Annotated in this window: 10 protein-coding genes; 8 read left to right on the top strand and 2 right to left on the bottom strand. The window is 55.1% G+C overall.

The features are described from left to right. The first annotated feature begins 4 nt into the window (after window positions 1-4). Together PSR63_RS15765 and PSR63_RS15760 are read left to right on the top strand one after the other, a co-directional pair. Window positions 5-1,453 carry a Gfo/Idh/MocA family protein gene (locus PSR63_RS15765; protein WP_274326636.1) on the top strand — a complete coding sequence of 483 codons (1,449 nt, stop codon included), beginning with the start codon at window positions 5-7 and terminating at the stop codon, window positions 1,451-1,453. Window positions 1,454-1,600: 147 nt separating this feature from the next. Further along, window positions 1,601-2,638, top strand: coding sequence for a LacI family DNA-binding transcriptional regulator (locus tag PSR63_RS15760; RefSeq protein ID WP_274326635.1), 1,038 nt, complete (start codon window positions 1,601-1,603; stop codon window positions 2,636-2,638). 5 nt (window positions 2,639-2,643) lie between these two features. On the opposite strand, the gene PSR63_RS15755 is transcribed toward PSR63_RS15760, so the two are convergent. Then, window positions 2,644-3,630: an N-acetylglucosamine-6-phosphate deacetylase gene (locus tag PSR63_RS15755; RefSeq protein WP_274326634.1), complete on the bottom strand. Its 987-nt coding sequence runs from the start codon at window positions 3,628-3,630 to the stop codon at window positions 2,644-2,646. Between the two features lie 15 nt (window positions 3,631-3,645). After that, on the bottom strand, window positions 3,646-4,398 hold the full coding sequence (locus tag PSR63_RS15750) for a glucosamine-6-phosphate deaminase (protein WP_274326633.1): 753 nt from the start codon (window positions 4,396-4,398) through the stop codon (window positions 3,646-3,648). 648 nt (window positions 4,399-5,046) lie between these two features. Here PSR63_RS15750 and PSR63_RS15745 point away from each other — a divergent pair. From PSR63_RS15745 to PSR63_RS15720, 6 genes are all read left to right on the top strand, one after another. Beyond that, entirely contained in the window at window positions 5,047-5,961 is a 915-nt protein-coding gene (locus tag PSR63_RS15745) for a DUF1559 domain-containing protein (RefSeq protein WP_274326632.1), read from the top strand. 90 nt (window positions 5,962-6,051) lie between these two features. Then, entirely contained in the window at window positions 6,052-6,450 is a 399-nt protein-coding gene (locus PSR63_RS15740; protein ID WP_274326631.1) for a hypothetical protein, read from the top strand. A gap of 106 nt (window positions 6,451-6,556) precedes the next feature. Then, window positions 6,557-7,834, top strand: coding sequence for an NRAMP family divalent metal transporter (locus PSR63_RS15735; RefSeq protein ID WP_274326630.1), 1,278 nt, complete (start codon window positions 6,557-6,559; stop codon window positions 7,832-7,834). Window positions 7,835-8,108: 274 nt separating this feature from the next. Further along, complete coding sequence (locus PSR63_RS15730) at window positions 8,109-9,464, top strand: glycosyltransferase family 4 protein (RefSeq protein WP_274326629.1); 1,356 nt, start codon at window positions 8,109-8,111, stop codon at window positions 9,462-9,464. A 110-nt stretch (window positions 9,465-9,574) separates the two neighbouring features. Next, complete coding sequence (gmd, locus tag PSR63_RS15725) at window positions 9,575-10,576, top strand: GDP-mannose 4,6-dehydratase (protein ID WP_274326628.1); 1,002 nt, start codon at window positions 9,575-9,577, stop codon at window positions 10,574-10,576. Between the two features lie 169 nt (window positions 10,577-10,745). Then, complete coding sequence (locus tag PSR63_RS15720; RefSeq protein ID WP_274326627.1) at window positions 10,746-13,880, top strand: DUF6797 domain-containing protein; 3,135 nt, start codon at window positions 10,746-10,748, stop codon at window positions 13,878-13,880.

The raw sequence follows: 13,880 nt of genomic DNA, 5'->3' as shown, positions 1-13,880 counted from the left end.
TGACATGCTTTCCTTCAATCGTCGCCAATTCCTTGCCGCTGCCTCTGCGACTGCCGTTACCTCGCTGTCGACACCTTCTGCGTTCGCGGCGGCGAATGACGAACTGCGGGTTGTCGTGATTGGTGCACACGGGATCGGTCGAACGCATCTCAATGGCTTCCCCGAGATCTCTGGCGTTCGCGTTGTGGGTCTATGCGATGTCGATAGTGCCGTTCTAGGTACACAGGCAGAAGCATTTCAGAAGAAGTTCAACAGCAAGCTTAAGACGTATGGCGACATGCGTCGGGTGTTCGACGATCCAGATGTCGATGCCGTTGTTCTGGCTGTCCCCAATCATTGGCATGGCCTTGGTACTGTCTGGGGATGCCAGGCAGGCAAAGACGTCTATACCGAGAAGCCTTGTTCCCACAACATCTGGGAAGCAGGTCAGATGCAAAAGGCGGCCGAGAAGTATGATCGAATTGTTCAGATCGGAATCCAGCGCCGCAGCTTCACGCACCTCAAAGACTTCTTCCAGGAAATCCAAGACGGCGTGCTCGGCAAGGTGAAGCAGGTCAAAGGTCTTTACTTAACGCGCCGCAACTCGATTGGTCGCCCGGAGAAAACTCCCACGCCGCTGGCCACCATAGACCACGATCAGTGGTGTGGCCCTGGTTCCACCAAGTTGGAACGCGCCAACTATCACTACGACTGGCATTGGTTCTGGGACTATGGCAATGCGGAACTTGGCAACAACGGCCCCCATATTCTTGACCTTTGTCGCTGGTCGATTGGTGCGGAAGAGTTCCCAACTTCTGTCAGCAGTGTTGGTGGACGCTATGTATGGGACGACAACGGACAAACACCGAACACCCATCTGCTTCGTTATGAATACGCCCAAGCTCCGATCACGTTCGAGATCCGCGACTTGCCAACGGCGACCGGCAAGAAGGATACCTGCAACTACATGGGACTCAGCTACGGTATCGTCGTTGAAGGGGAAGATGCAACCTACGTCGGCTTCGACACCGGCAAGGTGATCGATCGTGACGGAAAGACGATTCGAGAGATCAAAGGAACCACCGGCCCTGATGGCGGCCGTCAACTTCACCGTGAAAACTTTGTAAAAGCCGTACGTTCGCGGAAGACATCCGACCTGAACTGCGACGTCCGGACAGGACACCTTTCGACTGCTCTTTGTCATCTCGGAAATATTTCGCACCAGGTGGGTGATGCCATTTCGCTGAAATCGCTGCCAGAGCGTACCCAAGAGCAACCACTTGTTCATGAGGCCGCCGCTGGGATGCAATCTCACCTGGCAGCCAACGGGGTCGATGTCAATTCGGCCCACGTTCAGCTGGGAAAAACGCTGCAAATTGACCCCAAAACCGAGACTTTCCCTCAGGACGAAAAGGCCAATGGGCTGCTGAAACGCGAGTACCGTGCCCCCTATATCGTGCCTGAAGTCGTTTAGGGTTCGTAACTTCGTTCAATCGGCGGGACTTGATTCAAGGACACTGTTTTCCGTATTCTGGAAGACTTGTCCCATTGCCAAGTCCTATGTGGCAGCTGCTCGATGCTCAAATCGATCGATTGCCATCTTTTCAGATGAACGAAACACATGGCCCAAGAACCACGGAAAGTCCGCCTTCTCGACATCGCGAACAAAGCTGGGGTCTCCCGAGCAGCGGTGGGGCATATCCTCAATAACTCGGGAGCGGATTGCGTTCGCGTCTCGGAGGCGACACGCGAGAAGGTTCTCAAGATCGCGGCCGAACTCGATTATCGTCCCAACCGCGCCGCCCAACGGCTCCGCGGCATGCCAACCAAGATCATCGGCGTCGTCCTGGATACGGTGAACCTGGCGGTCTTCTCGGCGCGACTTGCCGCCATCGAAGCCGAAGCGCATACACGCGGCTATCGGTTGATGATCGGGCAGGCTCATCACGATCCGGATGAAATCAAAACCTACCTGGACGACTTCGCCGATCATGGAATGGATGCCATCCTATGCATGTTCGACGTCATGCAGGACTTCCGGCCCAAGCTGAAGAAGGTCTTCCGTGGTCGTGACAACATCATCGTCCACTCCTCCCCCATCCTCAAATCTCAGCCGTGCGTTCGTGTCGAGACCTCTTCGGCGATCGAGCAACTGGTAGATCACCTGGCCGACAGAGGTCGCAAGAAGATCGCGATTCAACTTTGGTCCCCTTCCGATCAACTCATGTCGATTCGAAGCGAGGCCTGGAAAGAAAACGTCAAACGGCGCAAGCTGCCTTCGACGAACTCGCTGATCTGGACCAACCCAGAAGCGACTCAAAAGCCATCGCGGGAAGCGATTGACGACTGCATACAGAAGCTGGTCGTCAGTAACAAAGCCGACGCGATCATCGCGTCCAACGACGAATGGGCCGTTCGCTTGATTCAAGGTCTCGAACGGCACGGGTACTCGGTTCCCAAAGATGTCGCCGTTACCGGCTACGATAACCTGGACATCGCAGACGTGATTGAACCAGGGTTAACGACCATCGATCAGTGTCATGCCGAGTACGCCAAGCAGGCACTGGACCTGGTTGAAGAATCGATCGCCGGCACGATTGCTCCGTCGAAACGACTGCGTGTCATTCGACCGCAATTAATCGTCCGCGAGTCGACGTAATCTCGCTAGGTCGTTGTCGCTTGATGCCCACCGTTTTTCAGTGGAGCATTCATCCGAAGAGGGACCACCTTTTCAACGCCGCCCATCTGATTCAGCGGATTGGTATACGTGAGGCGGCGGACCTCGGTCGAGGTCAGACCTAATCGGCACTGAAGATTCTCGGCCATCTGCTGCATCGTGGTTGCAGAACCAACCAGGTGACTATCGTCTTCGGCGCGAGGAACTCCGTCGTCACCGACGGTCACCTCTTGATCGCCCAGCGGATAAACGCCCGGGCCGCAGCCTGCGGCAGAGATGGCATCGGATACGACAAATGCTCGATCGATACCAATGATGTCGAGGTAATTCTTCAACGCGAAAAACGGAACGTGCGCTCCATCGGCGATGAGGCCGATTTGGAGATGTTCCGATCGACTCAATACCCGCTGAATGATGTTGTCGTGTCGGTCCATCATCCGCGGACAACCATTGCCCAGATGCGTGAACATGGACAGACCGGCATCGATCGCCGCATCGAGATCCTTAAGCGATGCATTGGTATGTCCGGCAGAAACAACGATCCCTTCGTCGACCAGACGGCGCGTTACCTCCTGCGAAGGATCTTGTTCCGGAGCCAGAGTAACAATGCGAACCAAGCCACCGGCCGCAGTCAGAAGCGTTTCCATTTCCCGCCAATCGGCCTGCTTGGCGGCATAGACGGGATGTGCGCCAACATAACCGGCTTCGGTACTGATGAAGGGTCCTTCGACATGCACGCCAGAAATGATGCGGCTGACCAGTGGGTCCTCATTTCGCAAGTCGACAATCCGCTGAATCCGCGAGGCCATCTTGACGATTTCGTCGGTGATGACGGTTACCAAAACTTGCTCGACGCCATCCCGCTCGAGCGCCACGCAGGCCGCGTTCAGATCTTCCGCAGAGATGTCGTCCTGATTGAAGTCGACACCAAAGTAGCCGTTGATCTGAAGATCGACATATTTCGGAATAGACATGTGGCTCCTGGCGTTCTAGTCGGAGAGGGTCGATGAGGTAAGCAGCGATGCGGCCGCCTTGTCAACAAACAAGGTCGTACCCTCATGCGTCTGCAAAATGGAGGCAGGAACATCCGGGGTAATAGGCCCTTCCAGACTTCGTCGCACAGCTTCCGCTTTGCGTTGGTCAGGCACACTACAAATGATCGTTTTCGTCTTTAGTATCTGGCGACAAGACATACTGATCGCTTGCGTCGGTACATCATCGATCGTGGCAAACCAGCCTTCGCCGGCTTGCTGCTGTCGGCAAGCTTCGTCCAGTTCTACCACCAGGTAAGGCTCGTTCGTATCGAAGTCTGCCGGAGGGTCATTAAACGCCAAGTGGCCATTCTCGCCAATCCCAACGAAGGCGACGGCTATCGGATACTTTTGGATTAACTGCCCCAGCTCGCGGCATACCTGCTGAGGATCACTACTTGACCCATCGACATAGTGAAACTGCTTCAAGGGGACAAGCTCGACAAAACGTTCCCGCAGGTACCGACAAAACGAAGCGGGATGCTGATCGTCCAGTCCGAGGTATTCGTCCAGGTGAAAGCCGGTGACACAACTCCAATCGATATCAGGCTCAGCGATCAATGCCGACAACGTTTCGAATTGGGAAGCTCCGGTGGCGACAATAATGTTGGCCTGACCGTTCTCGGCGATCGCTTTACGAATCGCCTCCGCACCAAGACGAGCGGCGGCAACCCCTAACTGTTTTGCATCTTCTAAGACTTCAAGGTTCATCAGTACGATTGCACTTCCTAACTACAACGATCTTAACCTGTCACGGCTGTCCAACAGGGCTTTGAGCACCAGAAATGATGTCACGAGACATCATTTTGACATCATTCCGGTTGAAGTCAACCTGTAAAAAACTGCCAGGTCACCGTCGTGCGAGGGACCGTTGGTCTTGTCGATGCCGCCAGCCATATAATCTATATCGCCTTCTAGGTAGATTCTTTCAGAAAATCTATCCTAACCTATTTTTTGTCTTGGCCGCCATGATGTCAGCTGATATCATTTTGACGGGTGGACTGACCAATAGCAAGCTTTTCCCGCTCATTTTTTGGGCGAATTGCCAGTGGCCACGATGAAATTCATGGCACGGTCATCTCCTCAACTTGCACCTCGTCTTACTTTTTTAGGCCGTTTCTCGGCAATTTGAGACCATTTCGGTCGAAAGTCGAGATAGGTCAGATGATTCGATCGTTCGCGGCGCACCCTTTGCTAACCAGAAGGTTCATACCCATGAACGAATCGGGCACACGACCTTGCGACTGTCCCTTTTCACAACCCTTCATGCTTTTTTTTGGCCAAGTTGATATCAGCTGACATCATCGGCCAACTTTACCTGAAAGTCATCTCTCTTTCGTTCCTCATAAAGGTTACACAATGAATCGAAATCGTGGATTCACGCTGGTAGAGCTCCTTGTTGTTATCGCCATTATTGGTGTGTTGATTGCCTTGTTGTTGCCGGCGGTACAGCAAGCACGAGAGGCCGCTCGACGCATGCAATGTAGTAACAACTTGAAACAACTCGGCCTGGCATTTCACAACTACCACGATACCTACGGGCGGTTCATGACCGGCGGGGATACTTCGTGGCAGTTTTATGCCGTGGGCTGGGTTCCACGTATCTTTCCCTTCATTGAACAAAACACCCGCTATGAAGGAATGGAAGCACTCGCAGCGAACTACATGATGACGCGTAGCCCTTACCGGAGCCACAACCAAGATCATCCGATCTTTGGAGCCGTACCAGGCATTACCTGTCCGTCATCGCCACTGGGCGAGCTTTCTTCCGACCAGGCCGTTACCGCAAACTTCCCCTATCACAACGTCCAGGGTGGGCTGCATTACCGCGGCAATGGCGGTTCAGTAGATACCGACTTCGTCGCGGCAACAACCTCAGGTCGAGTCGGCTACTCTCGCTCCGGAATTATCTACCCCAACAGCCGCACCCGTTTTGCCGACATCGTGGACGGAACGACCAATACATTCCTCTTGGGCGAGACCTCGAAGATCAGCACGGCCTCGGGGTTTGCCGGTCTGAAGCCGTGGACCTGGGGTTCGACTTCCTACAATTCGACCGAATACCTGATGATCGATCACAAGATGATCCAGTATCCGATCAACTTCCCCGGATCGTACGGCAACAACTCGACGCCCTTCTCGAGCTACCATCCCGGTGGTGCGTTGTTTGTCATGTGCGATGGAAGCGTCAAATTCCTGACCGAAACGATGCCGCTGGATACCCTCAAGGCCGTCGCCACCCGAAGTAACGGCGAGGTCATCTCGGGACTGTAAAAACCGTGTCGGCACGATCGTCGCTCGAATTCGTTGGGGCGACGATCTCTTTTCACCGCTTCGTTCTCTCTATCGTTAAGTGATTACGTCATGAAAAGCTTTGTCTGGACAACGACAGGTTGTCTCTTTTTGCTCGCCCTGGTAGCCGGATGTGGTCCCAAGGGTCCTGAGATGGGGCAGGTTTCTGGCACGGTAACTTATAAGGGCAAAACCCTTCCGACCGGTACGATCGTGTTTGTCCCTGAGAAAGAAGGCTCATTGATGGCTATGGCTGAGATTCAAGAAGACGGCACATACGTTGCCGGCACCGAGCAGTTTGGCCTCGGGGTTCCCCTGGGCAAGCATCGTGTGATGATCTCAGCGTTCATCGATCATGGGCCTGAGAAGTCGGCCGAAGCGATCCTGCCGGAGAAGTATGGCAGCGATCGCAAGTCAGGACTGATCGCGGAAGTTGAGCCAGGGGAAAACGTCGTTGACTTTTCCCTTTGAAAACTTCGCCGTAGATCGGTGATAATAGCACCCCTCTCCCAACCCCATTGCGATCAGCGAAAGACGCAAGTCTTCGCGGATCGAATCGCATGAAAGCGAGTCAGTTATGTCGGATGCGACGGCCGAAAGCCCGAAGCAGCTTTCCTTCCTCAGAATCCTCAAAGCGATTGGTCCAGCGATTGTCGTCGCCTCCGTTGTTCTTGGGCCAGGCAGTATCTTGTCGAACTCGAAGGTCGGAGCCGCGTACGGCTACAGCATGATCTGGGTGCTCGGCCTGGCGTCGGTCTTTATGGCCCTAACGGTGTTCTTGGCCGCCATCATTGGAACAAGCTTCGATCGCACCCCGTTTTCTGAAATTGCCCATCGGTTAGGTCGACCCGTATCGATCGTGATTGGGATCGTATTCTTCCTGATCACCAGTTGCTTTCAATTCACGAATAACCTGGCCATCATCGATGTGATCAATATCGCGACCGATAGCACCGAGATGGGAGCCTCGGCCAAGTGGATGTCGCTGGTGGCCATCGTTTTGATCAATGCCGGGTTGGTGTGGGCGCTTTACGGCAGTAGCACGCCGTATCGCTTTATTGAGAAGATGATGATGGTGATGGTCGGCATCATGTTGATCGGCTTTGTCGTGAATCTGGCAGTCGTTCAGCCTTCGATTTCCAAGATCTTCACCGGGATGGTTCCTTCGTTTCCTGAAGGAGGTGGCTCTCCCGAAAACATCGTGATGCTGCTGGGTATGTTCGGCACCACGTTTTCCATTGCCGGCGCGTTCTATCAAATCTACGGCGTCCGTGAAAAGAACTGGTCGCGTGATGACATCGCCAACGGGATTGTCGACTCGATCGTGGGGATCGCAGTTCTCGGGGGCATCAGCTTCATCATCATGGTCACTTCGGCGGCGGTTCTGAAGGACGCGACGCTGACCAGCATTACGGATGTTGCCAAGCAACTTGAGCCGCTGATCGGACCGCAAGCCAAGTTCATGTTCTGCGTCGGTATCTCGGCAGGTGCTTTCAGTTCGCTTTTGGTTAATGCGTTGATCGGTGGAACGGCCCTGAGTGACAGCCTGGGGATGTCGGCCAGTGTGAAAGATCAGCCGGTCAAAGCCCTGACAGTCGCCGGCCTGGCCGTTGGCATGTTGGTCGCGATTGCCATCAATTGGTTGGGTATGTCCAGCGTGTCGCTGATTGTCTTCGCCCAGGCCCTGACCGTGATTGGCGTCCCGCTTCTTGCCTTTGCCATGCTCTTTCTGGCGATCAAGCTTCCGCCCACCAAATTGAAAGTGCCGGCATGCACCATCGCGACGTGCTCGCTGATTATCGCCGTCATCCTTTCCGGCCGCATGGTCTTGTCTTTGGTGGAGCGATTTAGCTGATCGCGTCCCATCGATCGAAGCTGCTTGAGCCGATTCCGCGTGGTGAACTGCGCGTTATAGGCAATTATGTAAGCTATTTCTCATTCGGCTCGATCAGCGCCGTCGTGTTAAGCCAAAACTCGGGGTAAATCGTTCTCTAGTCACTCAATACAAAGAGGTTGCAGCCACTGGCGGGGTAAAACATTGGCCTTCATCGCAAGTCCTTGGTGTGCTAAGTTGACGCTGGCCGTTTCTCGGATAGAAACTTGTGGCAAGAACGGATTGTATTTGACTGATGACCCCACCGATGCGTCGACTGTTGATCGACATCACGCACACCGCTTCTCAAGATTATCACACGGGAATTCAGCGTGTTGTTCGCAGCCTTGCGCGAGAGTCGCTGGTCTATTCCGCGAAACGCGAAACGCAAATCGAATGCTTTCCGGTCGTTAATCTCGACGGCCAGTTCGTCCACGTCGATCGATGGTGTGCGGCCCGCGGTTACCGCAAGTCCGAAAGGGACTGGTCGTCCTATTACCAAAACATGATTCCCAACATGATCAGTACGTCGACTCGACTGAAACTGAACAAGCTGGGCACGCGGATTCGTAAGCTTCTGTATCCGCGGACACTCGATCGGATCTGGCGAAAAACGCTTCGAAAGATACGTCCCGAAACCCCATCCGTGAATCCAGGGCCTGGCGACGTCATCTTGATGCCTGACTCTTGGTGGGACTTGCCAGAAATATTCGACACAATCCAGGATGCTCAAAACAGCGGAGCGATTGTCGGAGCGATGGTTCACGACCTCATTCCGATACGCTATCCCGAGTTCTTCGGCCAAGAACTCCGTACGAAGTTCACCGACTGGGCAGAACGCCTGGTGCATTCGGTCGACTTCTTTCTCGGAGATGCCCAGGCAGGCGAAGACGACTTGTGGCAATTCATCCAGGAACAGAACGCCCCGCTCGATCGATCGCATGTCGGTCATGTTCGCTTAGGCTGCGATATCAAACCAATAAGTCGTATTTCTTACTCGCGGGTTCCCACAAATATCAGCAACATTTTTGCCCAGCGAGACAAAGCTCCCTACCTGATGGTTTCGACGATCGAGATTCGCAAAAACCATCACTACCTTCTGGATGCCTTTGAACTGCTGTGGAAAGAAGGCAAAGATGTTTCGCTAGCACTCGTTGGGCGTGTCGGCTGGAAGTGCGACGACTTGATCGATCGAATCGCCAACCACCCGGAAATTGGCAAACGTCTCCATTTGCTGAACAACGTCAACGATAACGCCCTGAATTACATCTACGAACGCAGCAAAGCGTTTCTTTTCTCGTCCAAGGCGGAAGGTTTTGGCCTGCCGATTGTCGAAGCGCAACACCACGGTCTGCACGTGTTCGCCAGCGATATCCCCATCTTCCGCGAGGTCGCAGGCAGTGGTTCCCAGTTCTTCTCGCTGGAAGATCCATCGCAGCTCCAACGCCAGATCTCCGAATTCGAAGACAACCGCGGCTGGGAGACCGAGCCCAATATCACGGTTCAAAACGAGCCCTGGAAAGCCGTCTTCCCCAAACTCGTCGATCGAGTGGCTGTGTTAGCGCAAAATGTGCAGGACACACGTACCGAGAATTCTAGCCAAGCCGCCTGATTCTGAGCGGCCTCTCGTCTTCGATTGGCATTTTATCGGGCGGCAAATTCCGCTATCTTTCCTGTTCCACGGATGGTCTCCTGTCAAGCAAAGAAGGCGTAGAAGTTGTCATGTCGAATGTCGCGCTGATTACCGGAATCACGGGCCAGGATGGTTCGTATCTTGCCGAATTCCTTCTCGAAAAAGGTTACGAAGTTCACGGCTGTTTTCGCCGCACGAGCACCAATGCCTTCGAGCGTATCGCACACCTGCAAGATAAGATCGAACTCCACTGCACCGATCTGCTCGACCAAGCATCCCTGGAACGTCTGATTGCCAAAGTCAAGCCGACCGAGGTCTACAACCTTGCCGCCCAAAGCTTCGTAGGCAGTAGCTGGGACCAGCCGATCCTGACCGGCGAAGTCACCGGCCTGGGCGTGACCCGTCTGCTGGAAGCGATCCGCATGGTCGACACCTCGATTCGCTTCTACCAGGCAAGTAGCAGCGAAATGTTTGGCAAGGTCCACGAAACACCCCAACGAGAAACGACACCGTTTCACCCGCGCAGCCCCTATGGGGTCGCCAAGGCTTACGGTCACTGGATGACGGTGAACTACCGCGAGAGCTACGACATGTATGCCTGCGGTGGGATTCTCTTCAATCATGAATCACCACGACGCGGCCTTGAGTTCGTCACGCGTAAAATCAGCGATGCCGTCGCGCGCATTAAACTGGGCCTCGCGACCGAGGTTCGCCTGGGCAACCTGGATGCCCGTCGTGACTGGGGCTTCGCTGGCGACTACGTCGAAGCGATGTGGCTGATGCTGCAACAAGACAAGCCGGTCGACTACGTGATCGGCACCGGCGAAACCTATCGCGTGGGTGACTTCGTCCAAATCGCGTTCGATCGAGTTGGTCTGAATTGGGAAAACCATGTGGTCATCGATCCTAAGTTCTACCGTCCTGCGGAAGTCGATCTATTGCTGGCCGATCCCAAGAAGGCCCAGGAAGAGTTGAACTGGACGCCCAAGATGCCATTCCAGGAACTCGTCGAAACCATGGTCGACCACGACCTGCAACGGCTTTCTGCCGTGGCCGCTACCAGCCTCAAGGTTCTGCGTAAGTCTGCCTAAGCGAGACGACCAACCGCCAGGCATTCGATTCAATAAGCCGAGAGACGCAGCATCGCGTTTCCCGGCTTTTTTTGTGCGCCGGCAGGGCGAGTGGTTATACTACACGCTCTTCGAATTTTCCCGCCATTTCTCTCGTATCCTTCGTCACTGGCTACTTACGGTACCCGCCATGCTTACCCGCTGGAAACAAGTCTCTCTTCCCCTTCTTCTCGTGCTCTCCTTGCCGCTGGCGCCTACGCAGTTGCCAGGGGAAGAGCCGGATGAATTCTGCGGAGATCCCACGGTTACCGTCACCAAGCCTCTGCCGGCCGCGTTCGACGAAGGCTACTGTGACGAGCTCGTCCAACTGGCAACCACGCATGGCGATGCGATGCGCGGGATGAGCGTGTTTCGATCGGCGAAGTTTGCCTGCCTATCGTGTCACCAGGTCGGAGAAAAAGGAGGAAGCGTTGGCCCTTCGCTGAATGAAGTGACCAAACGTCTGAGGCCCAACCAAATCGTCGAGTCGGTTTTATGGCCAGGTCATACCGTCAAGCCAGAATACACAACCTGGCTTTTTCAACTGACCGACGGCCAGGTCGTCCAAGGTTACAAACGATCTGAAACCGACGAGACAATCGAAGTATTCGATCCCGCGACACAGAAGACGACCTCGCTAGCGAAAGACGACATCGATCAGTCCCGCCCGTCCGGCACGCTGATGCCCGCGGGAATGGCCAACGCAATGAGCCTCTCTCAGCGCCGCGATCTGGTTCGTTTTCTTCTGGATCTCGATCAAGACAAAGAACTTCAGGCGCTTGTCCATCAGGCCGATCACCCCGCTGCATTTGCCTTCGACCGAAACCCTCTGGTACCAGCTCTTTGGAACCTGTGGCAAGAGAACGTCAACCGCGATCGCGTCTATGATTTCTATCGCAAACAAGCCATGCACTTCGCTTCGGCCAGTCGGCATTGGCACCTGCTGCCTGCGTTCCCGGGGCTCGACGGTGGCAAGTTTGGCCACTGGGGCAATCAAAATGAAGCGGTCTGGAAAGACGGTCGCTGGAGCCAGCGCGACAAGGCCCCGGTCCTGGCTGGCGTCACGCATCTTCCCGGCAAAGCAATCACCAAAGGGATCTGCGTGCAACTGGGAGATGAAGGGGAGCTATCGACCTGCTTCGATCCGCAAACCCTGACCTATGCAGCGGTCTGGCGGGGTGGCTTCGTCAAGTTCTCGGAGGTACGACATGGCTTCATGGATGGCCTTCGCCCAGCCGGTCCCCTGGTCGATCATCCAAAAGAGAAGCGGCCCGACCAGCCGTTTCAGTACCACGGTTACTACCGCGTCGGCCCACGGGTTGTCTTTTCTTATCGAATTGGTGATACCGAAATGCTCGACGCTCCTTGGATCGAAGACGGCAAGTTCACGCGGACCGTCGCCCCTGCCAACGAGCATCCATTGGCCAAGTCGATCAAGACGCCTCCCACGCAGTGGCCGCAAGAACTCATCACTCACGCCCAGCTTGGCAATAACGACTTGCCGTATGCCATCGATACGATTGAGTTGCCTAATGACAATCCTTGGGGCACATTAATGTTCGTCGGCGACCACGACTTCCTGGAAGATGGCACCGCCGTTCTGGCCACCATGACCGGGGACGTTTGGCTTGCGACCGGCCTGGACGCGGACCTGGATGAGATTCGTTGGAAGCGTTTTGCGACGGGTCTTCATCAACCCCTGGGAGTCGCCGTACGGGACAATCAAATCTATGTCCTCGGGCGGGATCAAATCACGCGTCTGATCGACAACAACGATGATCGCGAAGCAGACTTCTACGAGTGTTTCTCGAACGTCTACGCCACCTCACCCGGCGGGCATGATTATACCTGCGGGCTGGAAATCGATTCTCAGGGCAACTTCTACACCGCCTCCGGCAAGGATGGCCTGCTTCGTATCTCAGCCGATGGTAAGCAGGTCGAAGTCCTCGCGACAGGCTTCCGCAACCCGGATGGCCTGGGGGTCACGGCCGATGGCAAAGTGACCGTTCCTTGCAGTGAAGGAGCCTGGACGCCGGCTTCGATGATCTGCCTGGTAGATCCCAGTTTGAAAGAGCCTCCTCATTTTGGATATCGTGGCCCCAAGCAGGGTCAGGCACCTTCGCTCCCACTGATTTACATGCCACGCGGTCTCGATAACAGCAGCGGCGGCCAAGCCATCAATCCCGACTCGCGATTTGGACCGCTGCAAGGTCAACTGATCCACACTTCGTTCGGCATGGGAACCCACTTCCTGGTGCTTCGCGATGAAGTCGACGGACAAGATCAAGGCGCCGTGATGCCGCTGCCTGGCGAATTTCGCTCGGGAGCTCATCGCGGGGCAACCAATCCGGCGGACGGTCAGCTGTACGTCAGCGGCATGGCGGGCTGGGGATCGTACACGCCGGATGATGGCTGTCTTCATCGGGTGCGATACACGGGCAAGGCGATGCAGATGCCGATCCGCTTCCATGTGCACGAGAATGGCGTTCTGATCGAGTACCAGGAACCGATCGACAGCGAAGTCATTCGCAGTGCCAAGACACATTTCGCCCAGGCCTGGAACTATCGTTACGGCCCCGGATACGGCTCGCCGGAAATGGCTCCCAGCCACCCGAATGTCGTTGGTCACGAAGCCGTCGAGATCGCGTGCGTTCACCCACTTGATGAGAAGACTATTTTTGTCGAGATGCCTGACCTGCAACCGGTCAACCAGTTGCATCTACTGCTGAAGGTCGATTCTGGCATCGAACAAGAACTTTTCGTCACCGTTCACAAGCTGGATCAGCCCTTCACTGGCATCCCCAACAATCAACCTCGCGAGAAAGTCATCGCTGCCCATCCCCTGTTGCGGGATCTGGCTTTGCTGGGAAATCGCAAACCGAACCCTTGGCAAAAGAAACCAGCGTCCGAGCCCGATCGTCAGCTGAAACTGGAAGCCGGAAAGAATCTGACCTACTCGACCGCTGAACTCCAAGCCAAAGCGGGCGAGATGGTCCAGCTGACGTTCGTCAATCCAGACGTGGTGCCGCACAACTGGGTTCTTATCAAACCCGGCACGCTGGCGACCGTTGGGGATCTTGCGAACAAGCTGGTAGCCGATCCTGAAGCTGCCCTGAATCAATATGTGCCGAAGTCGGACGACGTCTTGGCATATACCGACATCGTCGACCCGAAGAAGGAGTTCACGATCTACTTCCAAGCACCTGAGAAGCCCGGACGGTATCCGTACTTCTGCAGTTTCCCAGGTCACTGGATGGTCATGAACGGTATCTTGGTGGTGGAGTAA

The sequence above is a fragment of the Bremerella sp. P1 genome, assembly GCF_028748185.1.
Classification (GTDB): Bacteria; Planctomycetota; Planctomycetia; order Pirellulales; family Pirellulaceae; genus Bremerella.
The sequence above is the reverse complement of the archived record's forward strand: the minus strand, read 5'-3'. Positions and strand labels throughout refer to the sequence as shown.